Raw genomic sequence first — 25334 nt, forward strand, 5'->3', positions numbered from 1 at the left:
TCCTAACTCCCATATCTCATGCCTGACATGCCCACCAAACACGCCCGCATCCGCACCCTTGAAGAATACCAGGAGGCCTACCGCCGCAGCGTTGAAAACCCCGAGCAGTTCTGGGCCGAGGTGGCGGAGCCCTTCACCTGGCGTCGTAAATGGAGCAAGGTGCTCGACTCCGATATGGCCGCGGGCCGCAACGAGTGGTTTCAGGGGGCGCGCCTGAACATCACGGAGAATTGCCTTGACCGGCACCTGGCCACCCGGGCCAACAAGCTGGCCATTATCTACGAGCCCAACGACCCCAAAACCCGCCACCTGCGCCTCACATACCGCGAGCTGCACCAGGAGGTGTGCAAGTTTGCCAACGTGCTGCACAACAACGGCGTGGAAAAGGGCGACCGGGTGTGCATCTATATGCCCATGATTCCGCAGTTAGCTATTGCGGTGCTGGCCTGCGCCCGGATTGGCGCCGTGCACTCCGTAATTTTTGCGGGCTTCTCGGCCACGGCCATTGCCGACCGCGTGAACGATGCTCAGGCCACCGTGGTGCTCACCGCCGACGGCCTGAACCGCGGCGCCAAGCAGATTCCGGTGAAGCGCGTGGTGGATGAGGCCCTGGAAACCTGCCCCGGCGTGCGCCGCGTGATTGTGGTGGAGCACCTGGGCTGGCCCGTGCAAATGAAGGAAGGCCGCGACGTGTGGTACCATGAAGAAGCCGCAGATGTGCCCAAAACCTGCCCCGCCGAGGAAATGGACGCCGAGGACCCGCTGTTCATTCTCTACACCTCCGGCAGCACCGGCAAGCCCAAGGGCGTGGTGCACAGCACTGCCGGCTACATGGTGTGGGCTGATTACACGTTCCGCAACGTGTTTCAGATTGAGGAAAACGATATTTACTGGTGCACCGCCGACATTGGCTGGGTAACGGGCCACACCTACCTGCTCTACGGTCCGCTGCTGGCCGGCAGCACCTCTCTCATGTTTGAGGGCATCCCCACATACCCCGATGCGGGCCGCTTCTGGGAGGTGATTGACAAGCACTCCGTTAGCATTTTCTACACCGCGCCCACGGCTATTCGCAGCCTGATGGCCGCCCCCCTGGATAACGTGCTCAGCTACTCTCTCGATTCTCTGCGGGTGCTGGGCTCGGTGGGAGAGCCCATCAACGAGGAGGCCTGGTACTGGTATTATCAGCACGTGGGCAAAGAGCGCTGCCCCGTGGTGGATACCTGGTGGCAGACGGAAACGGGTGGCATTATGATTTCGGCCATGGCCGGCATTACACCCAGCAAGCCCACCCACGCCGGCCTGCCCATGCCCGGCGTGCAGCCGGTGCTGCTCACCCAGGAGGGTAAGGAAATTGAGGGCAACGATGAGGAGGGCTACCTGGCCATTAAGCACAGCTGGCCGGGCATCATCCGGACGACTTACGGCGACCATGAACGGGCCGTGCAAACCTACTTTGCGCCCTACAAAGGCTACTACTTCACCGGCGACGGTGCCCGCCGCGACGAAAACGGTCTTTACCGCATCATTGGCCGCGTTGATGACGTGATAAACGTATCGGGCCACCGCTTTGGCACGGCTGAAATTGAAAACGCTATCAACCACAATCAAAACGTAGTAGAATCGGCGGTGGTGGCTTTCCCGCACGATGTGAAGGGGCAGGGCATTTATGCCTACGTCATCTGCCAGCCCGGGACCTGCGATGGAGACAAAGACAAAGCCCACATTGAGGCCAGCATCATTGAAACCATCGTGGCCCAAATTGGCAAAATCGCCAAGCCCGATAAAATTCAGATAGTATCAGGCCTGCCCAAAACCCGCTCCGGCAAAATCATGCGCCGCATCCTGCGTAAGGTAGCCGAGGGGGAAATCTCTAACCTCGGCGACACCACTACGCTGCTCGACCCCGCAGTAGTAGATGAGATTATTGCAGGGCGCAAGTAACTGGCGCGCCAGGTACTAGCTAGAAAAGCCGGCTCGCAAGAGCCGGCTTTTTTTATCTACTGAAGTAAAATGCGTGTGGTATGAATAGCAGAGGATAATTTTGAGCCACCGAACTAGTAGAAGACTCTTGCTGGCTACATGTCTGAGTTTGGGTCTGGAGCAGTTGGGCACTAACTGTTGCTAGGCCATCTCGAGAAGCCATAGTGCCGTTTGCTCTAGGTAAGCGCGATTAGCGCACATTTGTGCTAACGACTGACAAGGTGAAGCGGCAATACGCCGGTTGCCGTGGTCTAACTCTTTCACTCACCAGTATGGACATTTACCTAGTCAGGCACACTAAAGTGGCCACTGCCCCCGGCATCTGCTACGGCCGCTCCGATGTGGACGTGGCTGCTACGTATGCCGAGGACGAAGCCGCTGTGCGCGCCCGCCTGGAGCCAATGGTGTTGGCTGGTTCACTGGTGGCCTACGCAAGCCCCTTGCGCCGCTGCCGCCAACTAGCGGAGGCTCTGGTGCCGACGGGCCTCATGCTTGACGACCGCCTTATGGAGTACGACTTTGGGCAATGGGAGCTGCAGCCCTGGGATGCGTTACCCGCCCATGAGGTAAACCCCTGGATGGCCGATTTTGTGCACGTGCCCGCCCCTGGCGGCGAGACCTTCCAGGCCCTGCACCACCGCGCTACGGCATTCTTGACCGAGGCACTGGCCACTGCCGAGCCTGATGCGACGATTGTTATCGTTAGTCATTCGGCCGTTATTCGTAGCCTCCTGTGCCACTGCCTGGGCCTGCCGCTAGCCCATGCCTTCCGCTTAGATATCGACTATGGCTCCATTACCAAAGTGCGCAACCGCCAAGGGCAGTTCAACGTGGCCTACACAAACGCATAACCCGTGAGAACAAAGCGCTAGGCCAGTATGGATGGCATCAGAGCACTTGCTTTAGGCGCGGAAAGTTCAGGATACCGGGCTAGGGTATGGCCCAGAATGAACAAGCCCGCCATGAATGAGCAGGGCGGGCTTATAGTTCAAAGGAGCACTACATGAGTGGCCTAGATTATGGGAGCGGGGAGTACCGTGCCGATTACCTCCCCGAATCCAAGGCGTAGGCCATCTTTCTCACAGTAGCCGCGCATCGTTACGGTGTCGCCATCTTGCAGGAACTTGCGCTCCGAGCCATCGGCGAGGGGCACGGGGCGGGTGCCGCGCCAGGCAAGCTCCAGCATTGAGCCCAACGAATCGGGGGTGGTGCCCGAGATGGTGCCGCTGGCGTACAGGTCGCCTACCTGCAGGTTGCAGCCGTTGGAGGCCTGGTGCGTGAGCTGCTGGGCCATGCTCCAGTACATAAGGCCGAAGTTGGAGCGGGAAACGGTGGTTTCCAGGCCACCTTCCGGCTGAATTCCTACCTCCAGGTTAATGTCAAAATTATGCTCATCAAGCTGGCGCAGGTAGAGCAGGGGCTCGGGCTCCTGCACCGGGCCGGCCACCCGGAAGGGCTCCAGCGCATCCAGCGTTACCACCCACGCCGACACGCTGCTACCGAAGCTCTTGCCCAGGAACGGTCCTAGCGGCACGTACTCCCAGCTCTGAATGTCGCGGGCGCTCCAGTCGTTGAACAGCACCATCCCGAAGATGTAGTCCTCGGCGTTTTGGATGGGCACTGTGTCGCCGAGTTGAGTGCTGCGGCCTACTACGAAGGCCATTTCCAGCTCAAAATCAAGCTGCTGCGAGGGGCCGAATGTGGGAGAAGCAGCATCAGGGGCCTTGCGCTGCCCATTGGGGCGCCGGATATCGGTGCCGCTCACCACGATGCTGCTGGCCCGACCGTGGTAGCCGATGGGAATGTGACGCCAGTTGGGCAGCAGGGCGTTGGCGGGGTCGCGGAACATCATGCCCACGTTAGTAGCGTGCTCAATGCTGCTGTAAAAGTCGGTGTAGTTCTGGGGCTTTATGGGGCGCAGCATCCGCACCTCGCTCTGGCGCACCAAGCACTCGTGCATCACCTCATCGGAGCGTAGTGCATCATTGTCGTGGCGCAGCAGCTCCGAAACGCGCTGCCGCACGGCCCGCCACGCCGGCCGGCCCAGGGCAATAAACTGGTTGAGGCTGCGGCGGCGAAATATCTTGGGCATCTTCGGCCCCAGGTCCAGGTCCTCAAAAAACCCGAATTGAGCTACGGCATATAAGTCCAGCACATACTCGCCGATGGCCACCCCCACGCGCGGCCCACGCTCATCGGTTTCAAATACGCCAAATGGCAGATTCTGAATCGGGAAGTCACTTTCAGGAACAATATCAATCCAGGAGCGGAGCGCGGGGTCGTTCGGGTTAGCCATTGTGGGTTGGGTAGTGGAAGGAGGGGCAAAGGTAGCGGGGCGAGGGGAATGGCAAGTAGATAAGAAGCTTTGGAGAATGGAAGTGCTACTTGTACCTTTCTTCTCTCTTCTTCAAATGCACTAGCACAGCTAATCCATTTCCAATCGAAAATAATTATGAATCAGTTGATATATAGTGATTTCGCCCAATCTTGTCTGCAGGATTTAATAGATTTGCAGGATGAATTCAAAAGCGAATACGATATTGAATGGTATGAGAACTGGTTTTATAATCAATCTACAGGTTTGCTAACTTTTTCAACTGGGGAAGAAGAAATCAACTTCAAATATTTATCGGTTGGAACTTTTTCTAGACAAACTAATACATGGAAATGGTCGTGGGATAATGAGAATACTTTACCTACTATAAAAGAGGAAATAATCACTGTAAAGGATTTTGGTTATCAGTCAGAGTTTAGCAAGCTAACCGATGGTTATTTTGAAAGTAGTGAGGAAGAGGCGTGGGAATTTACTGCAATAACCGCTAAGCTTACCAACAGTATAGGGGTTTATAGACCCATTTCAGAGCACCTATTAGTCTTTATGGTTTTGCTAGAATTCGTTGATAAGGAAACTGCGCAAAATATTAAAGATAAATATATTAAATGTGGTACTCATGAATACGGTAGGAGGGCATTCATCTGCAATCATTTAAATACCCGTGCCAAAGCAGGTTTTGAAGAATCATTTGAAACCTATGAAAACATGGAGCTTGAAGAAGACGATGATTTTCAAGCCTGGTGTGATAAGTGTGAGCAGGTAAGGCAAAAAGAGGGCGGATGGAATGATAATTCGATGGCTTTTGCAGATATCAGGCTTGTTTGTGAAAGTTGTTATTTCGAAATAAAAGAATTAAATCTTGGGTACAAATAAAGCATAGCATGGGTTTAGCTTAACAAATAGCGTTTGACCTACAGAAAAAGCCGGCTCCTCGTAAGAGAAGCCGGCTTAATATTAAGAGAACTTAGGAATTAAAACTGCGGCGTAGGCACCGGAGCGGGCGAAACGGGGTGGCCGGTTTGACCGGCGGGCTGCTCGCTCATGGGCGTTACGTTCACGGCTTCTACGGAGCGAATCTCCGGAACAGCCTTTTTCACCGACTCTTCCACGCCGGCTTTCAGCGTCATCGGCGACATCGGGCAGGTGCCACAGGCGCCCAGAAGCTCCAGGCGCAGCACCATATCGTCGGTGATTTCCAGCACGCGCACATTGCCTCCGTCGGCAGCCAGGTAGGGCCGGATGGTATCCAGGGCCTGCTCGATGCGGGGGAGGAGCGGATGTGCTTCGACGGTGGCAGATAAATTCATGAATCGCGGGGTTTGGGACGGCGCTGATGGTGCGTTTCCAGGCCCGTGTAAGGAGTGGCCTAGCAAGTAACACCGGGTAAAGATACAGCTATTGACTGTTTAAGAACCAACCAAAAGCTGGCAGGGTAAGTTCGAGGAGCGTTCAGCGAAGGCCTAAACGCCTGCTAAACCGGTGCAGTTACCGGTTCATCTCCACGATATTCGTTTTAGGAGCCACCGCGTTCCGGATGCTCACCTGGCGGGCCAGTTCTTCGGCCAACTGCTCGAATACCTCCGCAGCTGGCGTGCCGGTCTGCAAAATGGCAGGTGTGCCCTGGTCGCCGTTTTCGCGGATGCTCTGCACCAGCGGAATCTGGCCTAGCAGCGGTACCTCGTGCTTCGCGGCGAGACCTTTGCCGCCGCCTTCCCCGAAGATGAAGTACTTGTTATCGGGCAGCTCGGCGGGGGTAAACCAGGCCATGTTCTCCACAATGCCCAGAACGGGAACATTGATCTGGGGCAGGCGGAACATTTGCAGGCCTTTCTCGGCATCGGCTAGGGCCACTTTTTGCGGCGTGGTTACGATGAGTGAGCCAGTAACGGGCACCGTCTGCACCATGGTCAGGTGGATGTCGGAGGTTCCGGGAGGCATGTCGAGGAGCAGGTAGTCCAGCTCGCCCCATTCTACCTCCGTAATGAACTGCTTCAGCGCCGACGATGCCATGGGGCCGCGCCACACAATAGCCGACTCGGCGGGGGCCAGGAAGCCGATGCTCATCAGCTTTACGCCATGCGCCTCCACGGGCTGAATCAGGTTACGACCCTCCGCAGACTGGTACACGTGCGGGCGGGCATCTTCTACGCCAAACATCAGTGGCATGCTAGGGCCCGAAATGTCAGCATCAACCAGGCCCACCTTGGCGCCAGATTTGGCCAGGGCAATGGCCAGGTTAGCCGTAACCGTGCTTTTGCCCACACCACCCTTGCCCGAGGCTATGGCGATAATGTTCTTGACGCCGGGCAGGATGTCGCGGTTCTGGCGCATGGTGGTCACGCGCGAGGTCATCACAATAACCACTTCAGCGTCTTTGTCTACCATCGTATGGATGGCCCGCTCACAGGCATCGTGAATGAGCTGCTTAAGCGGGCAGGCCGGGGTGGTAAGAACCACCGTAAACGATACGCGGTTGCCTTCAATTACCACGTCCTCAATCATGTTGAGCGTTACGAGGTCTTTGCCCAGGTCAGGCTCCTCCACGTAGCTCAGGGCCTTGAGAACGTCTTCTTTGGTGATAGTTGCCATTATATGTCAGTCGGGAAAGTGCAGATGCAAAGCGCAAAGATAACCCGGAATCAACGCCGGAAGTTGCTTGGAAAGGAACAGTAAAATACACTCCTGGCGTTTAGTGAAAACGAGTGCCACAGGGCTGAGAGATTAGAAGGCATCTGCCTAAAACCATTATTTCTCTCTATGACGTTATTTCAGCTGTCTCTTCACTAATCAGATACTCAGGTAAAAGCAGTAATCAGCCGGTCTTTTCTGATGAAACTGACGCAGTTTAGAAAATCACCCAAGTCAACAGCTTCCTTGCTTTCTGAGAGTTGCTTAGCACCAGCTGGATGGTTATTTAGCAAATGAAGTGATTTAGTATTGCCATTGCGGCTATTGCTGCCCCTTACATGTAGGCAGAAATGATCTGCGGCTTAATGAAGGAATGCGCAAGGAGGCCAAATTAGCTGTATTGCAGGTCAGAAAATGAGTTTAAACAAATATGTTAAGTCTATGCTGGATCTTTTAAGGCTGTAAATGCTTAACATACAAAAGGCTGCCCGTAAGGCAGCCTTTTGTATGTTAAGCAGCTTTTGATTAGTGTAGAATTAACTGCTGTGGAATGAGAGGGAGCCCAGTACCCTGTAGATACAGTAGGTATACGCCAGCATTTAAGAAAGCAGGTAGTTGCAGAGGAACCGCCAGTTGGGTGATTTTATTTAGGGTATGGTTTAGAACAGTACGACCACTCAAGTCACGCAGAGTAATTTGTACAGGCTCCGGAGTAGCCTTTGGCAGTAACAGCGTTACGCGGTCAGTGGCCGGATTCGGGTACAGGGCGAATTGGTTTGACTGCTCTTTCGCTACAGCCAGAATGCTTGCACGAAGTAGAACGGTTTTTATCTCAGAGTAGCGTACGCCACTGGCACCCGACTGCCGCAACCGGTAAAAAGCCTGTTTCATATTTGCTACTCCCTGATCCTGAAAGGTGTACTTCAGCGGTTGGGCCGTAATGCCCTGACTGGCAACAAGGGCAATTTGCTGCCACGTACTGGCATCAGGGGAACGCTCTACGGCATAGCCGGCCGTGCTGCCTTCGCTGGTCATAGACCATTCCAAATCCACTGTGCCCGGCTGTGGCTGAGCCGCGGTAAAGCTCGACATCTGGGTTGAAAGCGGGTTGATAGTTGGCGATAGAGAGCCAAACGTAAAGATGCCAGAGCCGCTGACCGGTTGGCCCGATGCTACAACGCCTGCGCTCAAACCGCCCCCCAGGCTACTATTTCCGACAGTTGTCCAAGCACTGCCATTATAGCGTGCTACCTGCAGATCCTGCGAAAAGTCGTCTATGCCACTGCGGAAAGCGTTTTCCCAATACAGTCCTACCGTAACCGGACTAGCTGAGGCTGACCCTTCCAAAATCCAGTGTTCAACCTGGCTTACCTCACTCAAGGGGGCCGTAGCCGTGCGAATGGTGAAAGAAGCCGGTATGTATTCAGCTGTGAAAGTCGTAGTAGTGTCTGCTGGAGCCGTAATGCTTAGTCGGGCCCATTGGCCGCCTTTCCCCAGGGGAAACACAAATGCCTGCCCGCCTTGCTTACGGATTGGACCTTCAACATAAGAACTGGGGCTGCCTTCCGTGGCCGTGGCGTGGTTGCTGACGGTAAGCAGGGCAGAGGGGGAGGTTTGCAGCAGCCCTTGGATTAATGTAAGGGCCCCCGTCAGGGTAAAAGGAGCGGCCATGGTCAGGTTTTTACCAGGCGCATTCAGCGTCAGGTTCTGTAAGGAGGTAGCCCCGGTGTTAACCAGAGTCAGGCTGCGTGTTACCATCACATCACCCTTATAGAGGCCGTCAGTGGCGTTTAGGGTGCCATTGTCAGCTAGCAGATTAGCTGCCTCTTGTAGAGGGGGTACTGGTCCGGCCTGCGGGCTGTTAGCCTCTGTATGCAGATACGCATACATGGTGGCAGCGCCAGATGCTGCTCCAGCATCGGCGGCGGTATGGAGATAGGGCGAAAAGTCAATCAGGCCGGTAGGCGCAAAGCTGGATACAGGCGCAAAATTGGTAGTTGGCCCGCCTAACGTTACCACAGACCCGTCGATGCCCGCTGTGCCGCGCACGGTGGCGGGTAGGGAACTGCCGAGCCAGTTCAATGAAGCATCTACTACGTTGGTCAGGTTAATAGCCCGAATGGCCGTGACGCAGCTATCTAATCGGTTGCCTCGAACACTGTCGCCTACGGAGGGAAGGTAGCCGTTGCGGGACATGTTAAAGAAAGGGGTGGCGCCGGTGCTATTGTCAGGCCGGTCCTGCACCTGCACCGCAATCTGACACTGCGCAACCACATTGCCGAAAACTTTGTTGCTGATGCCCTCTATAACCACACCAAACCCATTAAAAAAGCTAGCTGAGCTGGATGCATCGGCCAAGAAGCCACGAATGGTATTTCCCTGAATGTAAGCACCACCCGTGAGTAAGTCGCCGTTACGGCCGCCGCCCGCATTAATAACGTTCCGGTCACGGTCAATGAATACAATGCCCGCATGATCAATGCTTAGGGCTGCCGAGGCACTCAAGGGGCGAGCTATATAGTTGTTGCGCACCACGAAACTGCCCGCCCCGCTCCGCTGACCATTACCGGTACACGATTTCAGCTCCATACCTACCGCCGCATTGTTTCGGATAATATTGCCTTCAATAAGGGCGGACGAGCTGGTAAAGGTGCCATTGGCGTCGCGCTGACCTCCGGCGCCTAACACAGCCAAAGCTGGCTCCAGGTTTTGCTCGAACAGGTTACCGCGCACAACCAGCCCGCTCACGCTGCCATCGTTCACATCGATGCCGCTACGGCGGTTGCCCTCGAACACGCCGTTCTCAATCACAATATTCTGCTTGTGGCCGTTTACCAGAAACAAGCCACGGCCTGCTCCATTACTGTTGGTGTTGGCTCCCTCAGCGCTGCGAGAAGCCGTTACTCGCCGGAAGGTAAGGTTTTGAGCACCTCCCAGGCAGTTCCAGAAAATACCGCACTGTCGGTTGGCAATAGTTTCCACGTCTTCTACCAACACGTTGGCGCGTGCTGCGCCATCGGTCTGGATGCCGAAGTCGTAAGCACGTATGGTGAGGTTAGCAATCCGGAGAGGCTGAGTGCTTGTGCCGCCGCTGGCAGTGAGCAGCAGCCCAACCTCCAGGGTTTGGGTTGGATTAGGCTGGAGGCCGCCCTCGAAAATGGTTGCACTCGCTGGTTGGGCCGTGGCAGTACCTGCTCCTCGCAGGTTCACGTTCTTATTGAGGATGATACGCTCCTTATAGGTGCCAGCGTCGATAAAAATCGTTTGGGTACCGGAATCTGCCTGGGCCAGGGCCCGAGCAATTGTGGCGTAAGGCGCCGCCGTGGAGCCGTTGCCAGTCGCATCACTTCCGGCAGCGGTAGTGAAAACGTCGCCGGTAGTTGCGGCGTCATTCACATATAAGGCAACCGTGCTGCTCGGCGCCTGGGCCGTAGCCTGCCCCAAAGACAGCCCAAGCATCAGCAGGAATGAGCAAACGTAAGGTAGAGTTGTTGTCATTACTTGAGAAGTAAACAGTACTGTTATGTATACAATTGAAAGAGTGCAATAATTATAAAATTATAATTATTGCGAGAGGTAATTGACTTATGGTTTGTTGTTTAATATTAAAATTAACCATCTAATAATGAGAGTTTAAATGATAGGTTGATAGAAAAAGTGTCTTTCTATGTCTATATTTATGCGTGGTTGAAATATTGATTTTGTTATAAAGTTATGGAAAATACACTTTTAATTTGTCTTGATTCACCACTTATATAATTTAAATTATGGTAATGCGCTTATAATGAGAGTCTTTCAATAAATGATAAAGCTGGCATCAAAGCCTTGTGCCCTTGGTACTTACTTCCTGCACCAAGGGCCAGGAGGCGGACACCAGAGGTATAGGGCGGCTTTTGAAGTATTAAAAGAGGTGCACCAAGCAGAGTTGCGAAACTGGCTCTGACTTGTGGTTAAGCGCCACAACGTAGCATTGTTAGCTACATTGGGGTTGCAAGGCCAGAACTCATTAGACAGTACTTGAGCTGCACTGACAGTACAGCTGTATATAGCGGCTACAAGAATAAAACCAGCGAGTTCTAGGCCACCTGTGAAAAGCTGCGTAAGGCAGATCAGGTTCGTGCCTACCTTTGTAGGTGTATGGCTCGCATCCCGAAGGAAACCGTTGATCAAATTATTCATCACGCCGATATTGTGGAGGTGGTGGGCGACTTTGTCTCGCTGAAGCGCAAAGGCCAGAACATGTGGGCCTGCTGCCCTTTCCACCACGAGAAGTCGCCGAGCTTCTCGGTGGCGCCGGCTAAGGGGCTCTATAAGTGCTTTGGCTGCGGCAAGGCCGGTGGGGTAGTGCAGTTTATCATGGATATTGAGGGCACCAGCTATGTGGAGGCCCTGAAGTACCTCGCCAAGAAGTACGGCATTGATGTAGAGGAGGAGGAAAAGACCCCCGAGGAGCAGCTGGCGCAGAATGAGAAGGACTCGCAGTTCATCGTTTCTAACTGGGCTAAAGACCACTACCATAGCCTGCTGCTCAACACCGATGAAGGCCAGAGCATCGGGCTTAGCTACCTGCGCCAGCGGGGCCTGAACCAGGCTACCATCAAAACCTTCGAGCTGGGCTACTCCCTCGATCAGTGGGACGACCTCCTGAAAACTGCCGAGAAGCAGGGCCATCAGCGCAAATACCTGGAAAAGACGGGCCTCATCATTACCCGCGAAGACGAGCAGGGCAAGGATACTGGCCGCCGCTACGACCGTTTCCGGGGCCGCGTGATGTTCCCGATTCATAATGTCTCGGGCCGTGTGATTGGCTTTGGGGCGCGTACGCTCAAGCCCAACGATAAAACCGCCAAGTACCTCAACTCGCCTGAGTCAGAGATTTATCACAAGTCGGATGTGCTTTATGGCCTGTACCAGGCCCGCCAGGCTATCCGGACCGAAGAGCTGTGTTATCTGGTAGAGGGCTACCTAGATGTGCTGAGCCTACACCAGGGCGACATCAAGAACGTGGTGGCCTCATCGGGAACCTCACTCACCGATGGGCAGATCCGCCTGATCAAGCGCTATACGGATAATGTAACGGTGCTCTACGACGGCGACGCGGCCGGCATCCGGGCCTCGCTGCGGGGCATTGACATGCTGCTGGAAGGTGGCCTGAACGTGCGCGTGGTGCTGTTCCCCGATGGTGACGACCCCGACAGCTACATTCGGAAAGTAGGCGACCAGCGTTTCAAGGACCACCTCGAAAACGCCAGCCAGGACTTCATTCAGTTTAAAACGGACCTGGTAGCCCGCGAAGCCGCCCAGGACCCGGTGAAAAAGGCCGAGGCCATCCGCGACGTGCTGCAAAGCATTGGCAAAGTGCCCGACCCCATTAAGCGGCAGGTATTTCTGCAGCAAACCTCGCATGCCTTTGGCATTGATGAGCAGGTGCTGATTACGGAGTACAACAAGCTGGTGCGCAACGCTACGGGCAAAGCCGCCGGTGGCAACCCCAGCTCCACGGGCAGCGCTGGTGGTGGGAGCAGCGCCGCTGCCGGCCCTGGTACTGCAGCCCCGCGGCCGGCTCCCAGGCCTATGAGCCCCGAAGAAGAGGCCGAAGCGCTCATGTACGGTGCCTCTCCCGAAGACCTGGCCGGAAACGGCGGCGACACCTTCTTGGCGCCCAAGGAAGACCTGGAGCCTGTGCCCGATGTGCAGGAAAGCTGCGAACGGGAGGTGGTGCGCCTATTGCTGCTGTACTCACCCCAGCCGCTGGCTCCGGAGGTAAGCGTGGCGCAATACCTGCTGCAGCAACTCGACGACACTCCCTTTAAAACCGGCATCTACGGCGACCTGCTGCACCTGTGCCGCGAGGAGCTGGAGCAGGGCCGCTGGCCCGAGGTGCGCACCCTCATCCAGCATGGGCGTAGTGATATCAGGGCCCTGGTAGCGGAGCTGGCCACGGAAAAGTACGAACTCAGCCCCAACTGGACTACTCACCAGATTTACGTACCCCGGGAACTGGATCAGCTGCAGATTGCCTGCGATAACGCTATTCTGCGCCTCAATAAGGTAAACGTGGAGCGGGAGCTGGCCGTACGCCTCGAAGCCCTGCGCCACCCCCTTGATGATGACACCATGATGGAGCACCTGCAAACCATCCGGCTGCTTAAGCAAATGGACAACCAACTGGCCAGCATGCTCGGGACGGTTATTCCCAGGGGAGCTTAATTGACTTAGCGGCCGTTGGAGCCGGCCCTGGCAGGAACATTGTGTACACTCCGAAAGTAGAAGGTACCTTCACCCCGCTACACTCGCTTGTAGGCCTGTCATTTTATGCCTGAATCGAAGTCTAACTCGTCGGGGGCTTTGCGCTACGTGCGCGCCATCTGGCACCGTTTTAATCTTAGTCGGTTTGTGGGCGCGCTGGTGCTCACGGCCAGCAGCTTTGCCGTGGGCATTGGCGGCTTCATGTGGATTGAGAAGTTCAACTTCATCGATGCCTTCTACATGACCATGATAACCGTATCAACGGTGGGATTTGGGGAGTTGCACCCCATGTCGCCGGCCGGGCGGGTATTTGTGTCGCTGTATATTTTCTTTAACCTCTTGATGCTGGCCTACCTGTTGTCGGTGCTTACCACCTACATCTTCGACGGGGGCCTGCGCAACATGTTCGCCATGCTGAAAAACGACCAGGAAATTCGTCGCTTCGAAAACCACGTAATTGTCTGCGGCTTTGGGCGCAATGGGCAGAAGGCCTACCACGAGCTGCGGGCTAGTGGGGCGCAGGTAGTAGTGGTAGAACAGAACGACAGCCTGCTGAAGGATGCCGTGGAGGACTCCAGCGAAGCCATTGCCTCGGTTATCGGCGACGCCACCCTCGATGAAACCATGCGGGGGGCGGGTATAGCCCGGGCCCGCGCCATTATTACGGCTCTGCCCAAAGATGCCGATAACGTGTTTGTGGCCCTCACAGCCCGCGAGCTTAATCCGCACATCACCATTATTGCCCGCGCCAGCCTGAAAAGCAGCGAAACCAAGCTGCTGCGGGCCGGCGCCGACTCCGTAGTGATGCCCGATGAAATTGGCGGCTCGCACATGGCAAACCTGGTTATGCGGCCCGAGGTAATCCGGTTTCTGGACATGATCAGTGGCCTAGGCCCCAGAAAGCTGCGGCTGGAGGAGCTTAGCACCAGCGAGATGCGGCAGGAGCTCCAGGGGCTCAGCATCCGCGACCTGAATGTTCGGTCCCGCACCGGGGCCACGGTCATTGGCCTAAAGCGCCACGATGGCGAATTGGTGGTGAGCCCGTCTGCCGATCTGATACCGGGCCCCAGCGACGTATTTCTGTTTCTGGGTACCGATGAGCAGATCACTACTGTGCTAAACCAGTTTCGGAAGGAAGCAGGGGAGTCGAAGCGTTAAGGTAAACTACGCATGACAAAACGGTTCTGTCTGTAAGGCTAGCAGTTTACAGGCCGTTGCTGTTCAATGGCTACGCCGCTTTCTGCCTAATCAGGTACTGGCTATACGCTAGGAAAGGCATTGATGCGTTGTGCTTTAGCGGTTGCCTGCTACCAGGAGCCGCTGCATGTCGGTTGCTCCTGCGTAGCTTTGTGCACTTCTGGCCCAGATTTCCTCGCTTCCGTGCACATCCTGCAGCTCTGTCCGCGCGTTCCGTATCCGCCCACCGATGGAGGCGCTATTGCCATGTATGATGTAACGGCAGGCCTGGCGCGGGCCGGCCACCGCGTGACGGTGCTGGCCCTCAATACCCCCAAGCACCATCAGCCCGCCGAAGTGCTCGACCACCTGGGTCCCAACGTGCGCCTGGTGCCCGTGGAAGTGGATACGCGCCTTTCACCGGTAAACGCCCTGCGCAACCTGCTGTTCAGCAAGCTGCCCTATAATATTGAGCGCTTTGTGAGCCCTGAGGTGGAGGCGAAGCTGCTGGAGCTCCTGCGTGCGGAGCAGTTTGACGTCGCCCAGATTGAAGGAAGCCTAGCCGCCTGGTACATCGAAACACTCAAGCGCCTGGCGCCGGAGCTACCGGTGGTATTTCGGGCTCATAACGTGGAGTACACTATTTGGCAGATGCTGGCTGAGCGGGAGCACAACGTGCTTAAGCGCGTGTATCTGCGCCACCTGGCCCAGCGTCTGCGCCGCTTTGAGGAGCATGTGTTTCCGCAGTTCGACGCCGTAGCCGCCATTACCGAGCCCGACCAGCGCCGCTTGCGCGCCATGGGCTGCCAGGAGCCCGTGGTATTTGTGCCCGCGGGCGTAGACATGGCCCGGTTCCAGCCCGACCCGCGCATCAACCCCAAGCCCCGCACGCTCTTCATGATTGGCTCCCTTGACTGGCTGCCCAACCAGGAGGGCCTCGACTGGCTGCTGGCTCACGTGTGGCCTACGGTGTCCAAACTTTACCCTGATCTGGAGCTGCACATTGCCGGCAAGGAAATGCCCCTGCGCTTCCAGCAGCTGAAAGTGCCCGGCATTGTAGTACACGGGTTTGTGGAGTCGGCGGCGGCGTTTATGCAGCAATATGATGTAATGCTGGTACCGCTGCTGAGCGGGGGCGGTATGCGCATCAAGATTATTGAGGGCATGGCGCTGGGCAAGTGCATCATCAGCACCTGCCTCGGCTCCGAAGGCATTCACGTGCGCGACGGCTTTGATATTGTGCTGCGCGATGAGCCTACCGCCTGGGTAGAGTGCATTGGCCGCTATTACCGCAACGAGCTAGGCCACCTTGCTATTGGCCTCGAAGCCGCCCACACCATTGCCCGGCTATATGATAACCAGCGCGTGGTGGAAAGCTTCCAGGATTTGTACACCATCTTACTCCCTGAGCGAGCCAAATGCTAGGGGTAGTGGCCGCTTTTGTGTTATGGATGAGCCTGTTGCTGGTGGCGCATACCTACGTGCTGTTCCCGCTGCTGCTGGCCCGCATGGCCCGCTCCCGCCGCCAGAATCAGCAGGTGTACGCCCCCGATGCTCCCGATTTGCCCGCTGTGGATATTCTGCTGGCCGTGTATAACGAGGAGCAGGTGATAGAGGAGAAAATCCGCACCACTTTTACCACCACCTATCCGCTCCATAAGCTCACCTTTTACATCGGCTCCGATAACTCCCAGGACGGTACCAACGCCCTTGTGCAGCGGCTGGCGCAGGAGTACCCTGGCCTACGGTTCCGTCCATTTAGCCAGCGCACCGGCAAGCCCGGTGTAATAGAGGCGCTAGGCCAGGAGGCCACCGCCCCGGTTCTGGTGCTCACCGACGCCAACGTTTTTTTCGCGCCCGATACGATCTATCAGCTCGTCAAGCACTTCTGCAACCCAGTGGTAGGCCAGGTAGGGGGCAACATTATAAACCCCGAGCACCGGCGGGAGGGAATATCGGGTCAGGAAAAGGCCTATCTGGAGCGGGAGAACTTAATTAAGTTTCAGGAAGGCATAGTGTGGGGTGCCATGATTGGGGCCTTTGGGGGCTGCTTTGCCGTACGCCGCGCCTGCTACCACCCGGCGCCGGCCTCATTTCTGGTGGATGACTTCTTCATTTCCATGGCGGTGCTGCAAGATGGCTACCAGGCTATCAATGAGCTTGATGCAGTGTGCTACGAGGACGTTTCTGACCGGCTACCAGAGGAGTTCCGGCGGAAGGCGCGTATCTCGGCTGGCAACTTCCAGAACCTGCTGGCTTTCCGGCGACTCTTGTGGCCGCCCTGGCACGGGGTGAGCTTCGCGTTTTGGTCGCATAAGGTGTTGCGCTGGCTCACGCCGCTGCTGCTGGTGCTCATGTTGCTGGCCAATGCTGTGCTGGTGGCGCTGGGGGCCGGCTGGGTTTACAGGCTCACGCTGCTAGGCCAGGTGGGCGTACCCTTGCTGTTGCTCTTAGATGTGGCCCTGCGCCGAGTGGGCACGCACTCCCGGTTGCTCCGCTTCATCACGCACTTTTACAGCATGAACGCCGCCTTGTTTGTGGGGCTTTGGCGCTTTCTGCGCGGTGTGCGCTCCACGGTCTGGGAGCCTACCCAGCGGTTTCAACAGAGCAAGTAGGAGCATGAATGCTCATTTGAACAAGAGAGAGTATGAGCTAAAATTGGCCGTTATGCTGAGCGCAGCTGAAGCATCTTTATCTCTGGCTTATCCACTGGCCTAGCTTGTAGCTTGCTAAACGAAGCCTTGGAGACGCTTCGCCAGCAGAAATCAGATGATGCATGTTGGTCATTTTTAGCCTACAGTCCACGTAGCCTAGTACCTTGGCGCTCATGGAAAACATACGCATCGCTATTCTGGGCTGCGGCAACATGGGCCTTGCCTTCGCCAAAGCTTTCCTGCAATACAACCTTATTCGTCGCGAAGACCTGCTGCTCATTGGCAAGGACGATGGCCAGTGTGAGCGCCTGCGCCTAGCACAAGCTGATGTGCCAGTAGGCCAGTTAACGGCAGAAACGGGCACTTACGATATCGTGCTAGTAGCCGTGAAACCCCAGGATTTCAGCAAAACTGCCGGTAGCCTGCGCGCCGTGCTACGGCCTGAGCAAGCCGTTCTCTCTATTATGGGCGGTATTCCCATTGCGCGCCTGCAACGGGAGCTGAATCACCGGCAAGTGCTGCGGGCCATGCCCAACACCCCCGTGCTGCTAGGCATGGGCATCACCGGGTTTACGGCCGCGCCCGAGGTAGAGCGCACCCTCATGCACCGCATAGAGAACCTGTTGAATGCCACGGGCCGGTCCATCTTTCTGGAAGATGAAAGCATGCTTGATGCCGTGACAGCTGTGAGCGGGAGCGGGCCGGCCTATTTCTACTACATCGTGCAGGCCATGATGCGGGCCGGGCAGGAGCTGGGCTTCTCTGAGTCAGTGGCCGGGCTGCTGGTGAAGCAAACCATGATTGGCGCCTTTCACCTGCTCAATAACTCTGACCAAAGCCTCGACCAGCTCATTGCCAACGTAGCCTCTAAGGGCGGCACTACCGAAGCTGCCCTCCGGGAGTTCCGGGCTGGGAGCCTGCAGGAAACACTCATTTCCGGCATAAAAGCCGCCCAGCAGCGCGCCACTGAGTTGGCCAGTGAATGAGGTAGTGCCTAAGTACCTTAAGCAGCGTGTTATAGCGAGGATACAGCACGAAGCAATCCTCCCTTGCGTAAGATGACACTTCTGCAAAAGGATAAAAGCCCTTACTTCCACAGGGGAGTAAGGGCTTTTGTGTAGGTAAATTAAGCTTACAGAAGTTGAAGGAAGGATTGCTTCGTGCTGCTCGCACTGGCCGTGCTGCCAGGCTACTTTACTAAGTCACTCCATCACTAACTCACCGTTTGTGTAACTTCGCGGCGCCGTTGGTGGTTGTTCCTCCAGCTTCGCGGCCGTATGATCTTATCCGGCGCTCAGCGAAATTATTTCACTCCTAGCTAATCAGCGAATCATGCTTGATTCCATCGAAGACGCCATTGCCGACATCCGCGCCGGAAAGGTGGTAGTGGTTGTAGACGACGAAGACCGCGAAAACGAGGGCGACTTTATTTGCGCCGCCCGTTGCGCCACACCTGAAGTCATTAATTTTATGGCCACCCACGGCCGGGGCCTCGTGTGTGCTCCGCTCATTGAGCAGCGCTGCGAAGAGCTGGGCCTGGAGCTGATGGTAGGCCGCAATACCGCCCTGCACGCCACGCCCTTTACCGTAAGCATCGACCTGCTGAAAAACGGTGTAACCACTGGTATTTCCGCTTCTGACCGCAGCAAGACCATTCTGGCCCTCATTGACCCCGAAACCAAGCCCGAAGAACTGGGTAAGCCTGGCCATATATTCCCGCTGAAAGCGCGCAAAGAGGGCGTACTGCGCCGGGCTGGTCATACTGAAGCCGCCATTGACCTGGCTCGCCTGGCTGGCTTTGAGCCCGCTGGCGTGCTGGTAGAGATTCTGCGCGAAGACGGCGAAATGGCCCGCCTGCCCGAGCTGCGCGAGGTGGCCACCAAGTGGGGCCTCAAGCTGATTTCGGTGCAGGACCTGATTAAGTACCGCCTGAAGCAGGAAAGCCTCATTACCCGCGAAATCTCGGTGAAGCTTCCCACGGAGTTCGGTGACTTCGACCTGATTGCCTACACCCAAACCTCCACCAACGCCCAGCATCTGGCCCTGGTGAAAGGTGATATTTCGGGCCCCGAGCCCGTACTGGTGCGCGTGCACAGCTCCTGCGTAACCGGCGACATCTTCGGTTCCTGCCGCTGCGACTGCGGCCCCCAGCTGCACCGCGCCATGCAGCAAATTGAGCGCGAAGGCCGCGGCGTGATTGTGTACATGAACCAGGAAGGCCGCGGGATAGGCTTACTAAACAAGCTGCGCGCCTATAAGCTGCAGGAGCAGGGCCGCGACACCGTAGAGGCCAACGTAGAACTTGGCTTCGGCATTGATGAGCGCGACTACGGCGTGGGGGCTCAAATCCTGCGCGACTTAGGCATCAGCAAGATGCGCCTGCTGTCTAACAACCCCCGCAAGCGCACCGGCCTCATCGGCTACGGCCTCGAAATTGTGGATTCCGTGGCTATTGAGGTAGAGCCCAATGAGCACAATGAGCGCTACCTCACCACCAAGCGCGACAAGTTAGGCCACACCATCCTGCACAAAGACCGTACCCCACACCCTGATACGGAAGCGGCCGTGTAAATCCTTATTTACTGAGTTGCTCTCTACAGCCCCGACCTGGCCTTGCTGCTGAGTCGGGGCTTTTTGTATGATTTCTTTAAAATAGTATATAGTGACTGGGTTGCCTGTCGAGTAAAAGTCATTCTGATCTGATAGAGGTAGTTTTTAACCCTAACACTATTTGCAACTCTAAAACTATAGAACACTCAGATGAGCAATAGCAAGTGCCAACTACTGGCCACTATAAAACGAAGCTTCCTATAGCTTCATTTCTGCTCTTGTTAGCACCTATAGCCTACATTTCCGGGAACATCCTGGCGCAGGAAGCCGTTGCGGAAATGTATCTTTCCTTTATCATGAAAGCCTCCCATTACTTCCGTTTTTCCACCACTGGCCTACCCGGGTTTCGGCTGCTACTACCGGCTTTGCTGTGTTTAGCATTAGAGGCCCAGGCTCAGCGCGGCGGGCAGGGGTTTACTCAGCAGTTTACCAATGCCACCGTTTTGCTCTCTACCGGTGATACCATTGCTGGCCCTTTGGCGCTGCACCGCTCTGAGGATATTTTGACCATGACCATGTCGGATAATACGGTGCGTACGCTGCCGGCCGTGAACGTGCAGAGCTTTGCCGTGCAGGGAGAGCGATACAACCGACAGCGCGAGCAGTATTATTACGACGACTTTTACGCCATGCGGCAGGGGTACTATTACGGCAACCCCTACTTTAACTCTATGCCGCTACCTCGGCGCCGGGAGCGGCCCGATACGGCGCTGGTGCGCGTGTTCCGTACTTACCGCTGGAACCGCGACAATGACTACAGCGACTTCAGAACCCCTGGTTTCTTTGAGCAGCTCAGCAGCGGACCCGTTATTCTGCTGCGGCGGGAGGGACTGGTGCAACGCCCCGTTACGTATAACTCGCCTTATGACTACGGATATGGTTATGGCGCCCCATATGGGATGGGGCGCCCAACCGCCTACTACACCGAGGTAAAAGACAGCTTCTTTCTGGGCCTGCCCGACGGTAACGTGCTGCCCTTGCGCAACACGAAAAAGGATTTGCTTTCCTTCTTTCATAGTTACTCTCGGCAGGTTGAGCAGTACGCAAAAACCAACAAGCTTGACTTCACCGATCCTCGTGAGCTGGCCTACATTGTAAACTATGCCAATTCGCTAAGTGGTGATAAAGTGAAACAATAAAGTAGAGAGTGGGCAAGCTCCAGGGGCTGCATGTAGCTTCATAAGTCCAGAGCCTAAGCCCCAGCAGTATACTATAGTTATTCTCTTCTCACAGCAAAAGCCCTTACCTCCTGCGTGGAAGTAAGGGCTTTTGCTTGGACCAAGGCTCAGAGTTGAATAAGGGTGGCTTAACTAAGTACCTGGTGAGGAACTCTGTTATTGCCCTCGCGCTGGCACCAGGCTACTTTACCCGTCAATCAGTGCCTACTTCACTTTTGCTTGCGGAAGCTTGCCGCCATTCCACCGAACGATGGGGTAGCGCAGGTGGGCCTTCTCGTAGTTCGGCGACTGCCGGTATACCCAATCAAGCTGAGCGGCTCCACTGGCAGCGAAGGCGGGATTTTGCTTCTTGAGGTTCTCTAGTCGCTGCCGCAGGGCGGGGTCTTGGCGGAGCAGGTCGGCGGCTACGTCTTCGAACACGTAGTCGGAGAAGTACTCTTTCTGCTGTAGTATGCTGTCAAAGAACCCCCAGGCGAAGAAGGAGTCGGTGGCTTGAGGCTCCAGGGTTTCAATCAGGTAGCGTGCGGCCGGCTGGTTGAGCCATGCTACATAATCTCCTTGCCGGAAAGTGAGGAGCTGCTGCCCTGGGCGTAGCTCTACCTGGTTGTGCAGGTAGTGACCCTCGTAGGGTTTGGTACCGGTTTTGTAATCCTGAATGTAATATACCTCCGCGGTAATGGTGGTGTCGCGGGTGAGGCGCTGTAGTTGGGTGCCGGCTCGCCGCAGGTGCTCTACCACCTCACCCCAGGCCTGCGGAATAAGGTAAGCCGCTGGCCGCGCTACGGTAACGGTGGGCCGGAAGGTGTTATAGTAGTTGATCTGGCGGGAGTAAGGGGCCGTGCGGTCGTAGTAAAGCCGGGACTTGCCGCTTACTTCGCTGGGCTTCATCCGGCCCTCGTAGCCCAAAAAAGTAACTTGCTCAACGGCAGTGGTATCTAGTTTCCAGGCCAGCGGAAAGGTGGTTTGAGCGGCCAGCTGGCGGTTGGCTTCGGCACGGGCCTGGCCTAGGGCATCCGCATCATGTGCTACAGCCCTAATCATCAGGTCCAGAAAGTCATACTGAGCTTTTACGCGGGGCGTGTAGGCTTTCAGCATGTGTGTTTCGGTGATAAACCCAATGGTATTAAATAACGCCGTATAGCCGCTGGAGTAGCGGGGCGTTTCCAGAAAGCCCACCAGGCCGCGGGCATCGGGTGTGCGGCCTTCAAAGTCTACGTAGGGCGTCATGGGTTCCTGGCGCTGGCTCATGCCTTGGTAGAGTTGGGGCAGGAGGCTACCATTCAGGTACTTGCTCAGCGCCGGGTGTAGCTTGCTCTGCTGCGTGGCAATGAGCGTCATCACGTACTGATAATCAGCTCCGTCGGAGGTGTGCGTGTCCACGAATACATCGGGCTGCCAGCGGGTGAGCAGCTCCGCAAAGCTGCGGGCGTTCCGCGAGTCCTGCTTCACGTAGTCGCGGTTCAGATCAAGGTTGCGGGCATTGCCCCGGAAACCGTACTGCTCCGGCCCATTCTGGTTGGCGCGGGTGGTGCTGTTGCGGTTAAGTGAGCCGCCCACGTTATAAATTGGGATGATAACCAGCGTTACATCCTGCAGCTGCTGGCGCAGCTCCGGCTTCTGCACGTAGTCGCGGGCCAGCATCATGGCCGCATCAATACCCTCGGGCTCACCAGGGTGAATACCGTTCTGGATGAGTACGACTCGCCGGTTTTTGCTGCGGGTTTTCGCTGGGTCAAAGGTTTTATCCAGCGACACAATTACCTCGTGCAACGGCTCTCCGCTGTCCGTAGTGCCTGCTACTTGCAACCTAATCTCCGGGTAGGCCTTGTCAAGCCGCTGATAATAGGCAATGCACTCGGCGTAGGTAGTGGTAGTGTTGCCTTTCCCCTTCTCGAAGGGGGTGCGCCAATCAGTTTTGGACGTAGCGTTTGTGGGCGAGGTAAGCAGGAGGGCAGAAAGCAGAAATGACAGCATAAGGGCAACGTTCGGCAAATTTGACCGAAACTGGAAAGAATCCGTCGGTTTCAGTGAGCTGGCCCAGCAGCTCATAGGCCAGTAAGAGGCCACCTCACGGGTAGTGGTTCCACCCAAAAAAAGTAGGCCACCCCAATACGCGGGGTGACCTACACCAGATCAGTAAAACCGTAAAAAAACTAGTATAGCCGGCGGCGCGCCGGGAACAGCACTTGATCCAGGCTATAGCGACCGGGCCCGGCAAACAGTAGGCCCATAAACAAAAAGGCCGCTTCCAGGGCATGAGAATACACCTGAAACCCATCGCCGGAGCTTACGTGCTGGATGGTAGCCATGAGCATTGTGCCCAGTAACAGGGCGCAAGCCAGCCTAAAGAACAACCCAATGGCTAGTAGCTGTCCGCCCACGGCTTCGGCAATGGCCGCTAGCAGCCCCCAAAAGGCCGGCGCAAAATCAAGCCCAACCAGCTTCATGGTGCTCCCTACTTTGGCCCAGGCCTCGGGGCCACCAATAAGCTTAGGGTAGCCATGAATGGTAAACATGACCCCAATACCCACGCGCAGAATCAAGAGGCCTAGGTCGTGGGTTTTGTAGCGGTTTTCAAACAGGGCCATGGGCAAAAGAGCGGGTAGAAGCCGGTTGCTTAGTTATAGAGGGAACAGGTCTCTGCAGGAAGCGTTGCGTTGCCAAAGTACAAGTTTTGTGGCGTAATACAACTGGCCCACTGGTTAGCTTACCGGTAAAGTAATACGCCTGTAATGCGGGCAGCAGGCGGAATATCGGCGGAGTTCATTTCCTCGGGGTGCTTTTCGGGCAATGACTTGGGGTCAATAACCCAGGCCATTTGCACCTGCCCCGATACCGCCGCAAACCCCGCTGGTGTGGGGCGCACTTTAGTCAGGCCCAGGTTCTGGCGGGCCGCTCCAAAGGGAGAGCCAACCCCAATACCTTCTGCCGTACGGTACTGCGGGTCATAGATGCGAATACGGCGCAAGCGGAAACCGCCCACGGAGTCGCCGATGAAGTGCAACACGGTGGCGGGGGCGCTAGGCTGCTGGGCATCCAGCATTTCGTAGGCCGGAAGCGGCTGGCCCTTATCAAGGTAGGTTGTGCGGCGCAAAAGTTGGGTGGGCACTACTTTTTTCAGTTTGGCTTCCGTCATGCCGAGACGCAGACGCCCGGCCCGGCCGGGGCTGATCAGGTGCAATGAGTCGGGAGTGAGGGCCCCGCTCATCGGGGGGGTAGCAGGGGCCATTTGCGCTACGGGAGCGGCGCCCGGAGAAGTAACCGGAGTACCATCAGCGGGCACAAAGGGTTGTTCGGCGGTGGTAGTGGCGCCAGCGGAGTTGCCGGGCTGCCCATTGCAGCTGGTTAGCAACAGGAGGGTGCCGGCCACGGGCCACAGGCAGAGTATAGACGTGAACGAATTGAGCATGATGTGCATACGAGCGGCAGGGGCGGGTTGTTGGTCCGGAACAGACCCTTCTGGCCGCACAACCGTAGCAGAACCCTAACTACCTCTCCGTGGTGGCCTACGTACCTTTACGCACCTTTCAATTTAAATCAACCCATTGCCCGTGACTGCACCCGCCCGCAAGCCCCTGATTCTGATATCCAACGACGACGGCATTACGGCCCCTGGCATTGCCACGCTGGTGCGCGTGATGAGTCGCATTGGCGAGGTAGTAGTAGTGGCTCCTAACTCGCCCCAGTCGGGGATGGGGCACGCTATTACCATTGGCCACCCGCTCCGCCTCGATGCCAGTACTATTTTTGAGGGCATTGAGGCCTACGAGTGCAGCGGCACCCCCGCCGACTGCGTGAAGCTGGCCAAGCACTTTGTGCTGCGCGACCGGAGCCCCGACCTGGTAGTCTCAGGCATCAACCACGGCTCAAACTCCTCCGTGAATGTGCTGTACTCCGGCACTATGTCGGCGGCCATTGAGGCGGCTATTGAGGGGCTGCCTGCCATTGGGTTCTCGCTTTGCGAATACGGCCACGATGCCGATTTCTCTCACACTGAACCCTGGATTGAGCACCTGACCCGGCAGGCCCTGGAGCACGGGATACCGCAGGGTACAGCCCTGAACATCAATATTCCCAAAAACTCCGAGACGCCCATCGCCGGAGCCCGCGTGTGTCGCCAGGCTCGGGCCAAGTGGCAGGAAGACTTCGACCTGCGCCACGACCCGCACCGCCGCCCATACTACTGGCTCATTGGGGAGTTTGTGAATTTAGACAAGGGTACCGATACCGATGAGTGGGCCCTGGCCAATAATTACATTTCCATTGTGCCCTGTCAATTTGATCTGACTGCGTTGCATGCCATTGGGGAAATGAACTCGCAGTGGGACTTATCTACCACTGTGCCGGCAAATGCGCAGCCGGCCCCCACGCAGGGCAGTGCCACCCCTGCACCCGGCGAGTCTGCTGAGGGGCTAGGCTAGGCCACTTCAGGCGCCTCGCTACATGCAAGCAGCCGTAGCGCTCCAGGTAACTACCACAATTTCAGCAAGCCGTTGCGCCTGGTGTAATGGAGGTGGTTGC

The 25334-nt window shown here is 56.4% G+C and carries 18 protein-coding genes; 11 read left to right on the forward strand and 7 right to left on the reverse strand.

Annotated elements, in window-relative coordinates; all coding sequences use genetic code 11:
* Positions 1-18 precede the first annotated feature (18 nt).
* Entirely contained in the window at positions 19-1944 is a 1926-nt protein-coding gene (acs, locus tag HMJ29_RS16680) for an acetate--CoA ligase (RefSeq protein ID WP_410780012.1), read from the forward strand.
* Between the two features lie 311 nt (positions 1945-2255).
* Positions 2256-2834: an alpha-ribazole phosphatase family protein gene (cobC, locus tag HMJ29_RS16685; RefSeq protein WP_171592548.1), complete on the forward strand. Its 579-nt coding sequence runs from the start codon at positions 2256-2258 to the stop codon at positions 2832-2834.
* A 161-nt stretch (positions 2835-2995) separates the two neighbouring features.
* Here the strand turns inward: cobC and fahA are convergent, their stop codons facing one another.
* The gene (fahA, locus tag HMJ29_RS16690; RefSeq protein ID WP_171592549.1) at positions 2996-4279 is read right to left on the reverse strand and encodes a fumarylacetoacetase; all 1284 of its coding nucleotides are present in this window, start codon (positions 4277-4279) and stop codon (positions 2996-2998) included.
* Between the two features lie 156 nt (positions 4280-4435).
* On the opposite strand from fahA, the gene HMJ29_RS16695 reads away from it, so the two are divergent.
* The gene (locus HMJ29_RS16695) at positions 4436-5191 is read left to right on the forward strand and encodes a DUF6882 domain-containing protein (RefSeq protein ID WP_171592550.1); all 756 of its coding nucleotides are present in this window, start codon (positions 4436-4438) and stop codon (positions 5189-5191) included.
* A 98-nt stretch (positions 5192-5289) separates the two neighbouring features.
* On the opposite strand, the gene HMJ29_RS16700 is transcribed toward HMJ29_RS16695, so the two are convergent.
* The 3 genes from HMJ29_RS16700 to HMJ29_RS16710 form a co-directional block, all read right to left on the reverse strand.
* The gene (locus HMJ29_RS16700) at positions 5290-5625 is read right to left on the reverse strand and encodes a NifU family protein (protein ID WP_171592551.1); all 336 of its coding nucleotides are present in this window, start codon (positions 5623-5625) and stop codon (positions 5290-5292) included.
* A 178-nt stretch (positions 5626-5803) separates the two neighbouring features.
* Positions 5804-6907, reverse strand: a complete 1104-nt coding sequence (locus HMJ29_RS16705; protein ID WP_171592552.1) for an Mrp/NBP35 family ATP-binding protein — start codon at positions 6905-6907, stop codon at positions 5804-5806.
* A 564-nt stretch (positions 6908-7471) separates the two neighbouring features.
* Positions 7472-10444 (reverse strand): T9SS type A sorting domain-containing protein, encoded by a 2973-nt coding sequence (locus HMJ29_RS16710; protein ID WP_171592553.1) that lies wholly within the window; start codon positions 10442-10444, stop codon positions 7472-7474.
* 639 nt (positions 10445-11083) lie between these two features.
* Between HMJ29_RS16710 and dnaG the strand changes: the two genes are divergently transcribed.
* The 7 genes from dnaG to HMJ29_RS16745 all read left to right on the forward strand — a co-directional run bounded on the left by dnaG (position 11084) and on the right by HMJ29_RS16745 (position 20774).
* Positions 11084-13156 (forward strand): DNA primase, encoded by a 2073-nt coding sequence (dnaG, locus tag HMJ29_RS16715; protein WP_171592554.1) that lies wholly within the window; start codon positions 11084-11086, stop codon positions 13154-13156.
* Positions 13157-13261: 105 nt separating this feature from the next.
* Positions 13262-14353 (forward strand): potassium channel family protein, encoded by a 1092-nt coding sequence (locus tag HMJ29_RS16720; protein WP_171592555.1) that lies wholly within the window; start codon positions 13262-13264, stop codon positions 14351-14353.
* Positions 14354-14542: 189 nt separating this feature from the next.
* Positions 14543-15796 carry a glycosyltransferase family 4 protein gene (locus HMJ29_RS16725; protein ID WP_171592556.1) on the forward strand — a complete coding sequence of 418 codons (1254 nt, stop codon included), beginning with the start codon at positions 14543-14545 and terminating at the stop codon, positions 15794-15796.
* Entirely contained in the window at positions 15790-16986 is a 1197-nt protein-coding gene (locus tag HMJ29_RS16730) for a glycosyltransferase (RefSeq protein WP_171592557.1), read from the forward strand. The genes HMJ29_RS16725 and HMJ29_RS16730 overlap by 7 nt, the downstream gene beginning before the upstream one ends.
* A gap of 221 nt (positions 16987-17207) precedes the next feature.
* Entirely contained in the window at positions 17208-18011 is an 804-nt protein-coding gene (proC, locus tag HMJ29_RS16735) for a pyrroline-5-carboxylate reductase (RefSeq protein ID WP_171593385.1), read from the forward strand.
* A gap of 346 nt (positions 18012-18357) precedes the next feature.
* Positions 18358-19596 (forward strand): bifunctional 3,4-dihydroxy-2-butanone-4-phosphate synthase/GTP cyclohydrolase II, encoded by a 1239-nt coding sequence (locus HMJ29_RS16740; RefSeq protein WP_171592558.1) that lies wholly within the window; start codon positions 18358-18360, stop codon positions 19594-19596.
* Positions 19597-19931: 335 nt separating this feature from the next.
* Positions 19932-20774, forward strand: coding sequence for a hypothetical protein (locus HMJ29_RS16745; protein WP_171592559.1), 843 nt, complete (start codon positions 19932-19934; stop codon positions 20772-20774).
* A 243-nt stretch (positions 20775-21017) separates the two neighbouring features.
* Here the strand turns inward: HMJ29_RS16745 and HMJ29_RS16750 are convergent, their stop codons facing one another.
* From HMJ29_RS16750 to HMJ29_RS16760, 3 genes are all read right to left on the reverse strand, one after another.
* Positions 21018-22787 carry a M14 family zinc carboxypeptidase gene (locus HMJ29_RS16750; protein ID WP_171592560.1) on the reverse strand — a complete coding sequence of 590 codons (1770 nt, stop codon included), beginning with the start codon at positions 22785-22787 and terminating at the stop codon, positions 21018-21020.
* A gap of 179 nt (positions 22788-22966) precedes the next feature.
* Positions 22967-23401 carry a DoxX family protein gene (locus HMJ29_RS16755; RefSeq protein ID WP_171592561.1) on the reverse strand — a complete coding sequence of 145 codons (435 nt, stop codon included), beginning with the start codon at positions 23399-23401 and terminating at the stop codon, positions 22967-22969.
* 119 nt (positions 23402-23520) lie between these two features.
* Entirely contained in the window at positions 23521-24222 is a 702-nt protein-coding gene (locus HMJ29_RS16760; protein WP_171592562.1) for a hypothetical protein, read from the reverse strand.
* A gap of 136 nt (positions 24223-24358) precedes the next feature.
* Here HMJ29_RS16760 and surE point away from each other — a divergent pair, with 136 nt between their 5' ends.
* Complete coding sequence (gene surE / locus HMJ29_RS16765; protein WP_171592563.1) at positions 24359-25234, forward strand: 5'/3'-nucleotidase SurE; 876 nt, start codon at positions 24359-24361, stop codon at positions 25232-25234.
* Positions 25235-25334: the final 100 nt, after the last annotated feature.

Origin of the sequence: Hymenobacter taeanensis (assembly GCF_013137895.1) — a bacterium.
GTDB lineage: Bacteria > Bacteroidota > Bacteroidia > Cytophagales > Hymenobacteraceae > Hymenobacter > Hymenobacter taeanensis.

Excerpts from the sequence above, each read along its gene's own strand:
- HMJ29_RS16720 (WP_171592555.1), top strand. The coding sequence starts at position 13,262 with ATGCCTGAATCGAAGTCTAACTCGTCGGGGGCTTTGCGCTACGTGCGC.
- HMJ29_RS16745 (WP_171592559.1), top strand. The coding sequence starts at position 19,932 with ATGAAAGCCTCCCATTACTTCCGTTTTTCCACCACTGGCCTACCCGGG.
- fahA (WP_171592549.1), bottom strand. The coding sequence starts at position 4,279 with ATGGCTAACCCGAACGACCCCGCGCTCCGCTCCTGGATTGATATTGTT.
- HMJ29_RS16705 (WP_171592552.1), bottom strand. The coding sequence starts at position 6,907 with ATGGCAACTATCACCAAAGAAGACGTTCTCAAGGCCCTGAGCTACGTG.
- HMJ29_RS16730 (WP_171592557.1), top strand. The coding sequence starts at position 15,790 with ATGCTAGGGGTAGTGGCCGCTTTTGTGTTATGGATGAGCCTGTTGCTG.
- dnaG (WP_171592554.1), top strand. The coding sequence starts at position 11,084 with ATGGCTCGCATCCCGAAGGAAACCGTTGATCAAATTATTCATCACGCC.
- HMJ29_RS16755 (WP_171592561.1), bottom strand. The coding sequence starts at position 23,401 with ATGGCCCTGTTTGAAAACCGCTACAAAACCCACGACCTAGGCCTCTTG.
- cobC (WP_171592548.1), top strand. The coding sequence starts at position 2,256 with ATGGACATTTACCTAGTCAGGCACACTAAAGTGGCCACTGCCCCCGGC.
- HMJ29_RS16710 (WP_171592553.1), bottom strand. The coding sequence starts at position 10,444 with ATGACAACAACTCTACCTTACGTTTGCTCATTCCTGCTGATGCTTGGG.
- HMJ29_RS16750 (WP_171592560.1), bottom strand. The coding sequence starts at position 22,787 with ATGCTGTCATTTCTGCTTTCTGCCCTCCTGCTTACCTCGCCCACAAAC.
- HMJ29_RS16740 (WP_171592558.1), top strand. The coding sequence starts at position 18,358 with ATGCTTGATTCCATCGAAGACGCCATTGCCGACATCCGCGCCGGAAAG.
- HMJ29_RS16695 (WP_171592550.1), top strand. The coding sequence starts at position 4,436 with ATGAATCAGTTGATATATAGTGATTTCGCCCAATCTTGTCTGCAGGAT.
- acs (WP_410780012.1), top strand. The coding sequence starts at position 19 with ATGCCTGACATGCCCACCAAACACGCCCGCATCCGCACCCTTGAAGAA.
- HMJ29_RS16700 (WP_171592551.1), bottom strand. The coding sequence starts at position 5,625 with ATGAATTTATCTGCCACCGTCGAAGCACATCCGCTCCTCCCCCGCATC.
- HMJ29_RS16760 (WP_171592562.1), bottom strand. The coding sequence starts at position 24,222 with ATGCTCAATTCGTTCACGTCTATACTCTGCCTGTGGCCCGTGGCCGGC.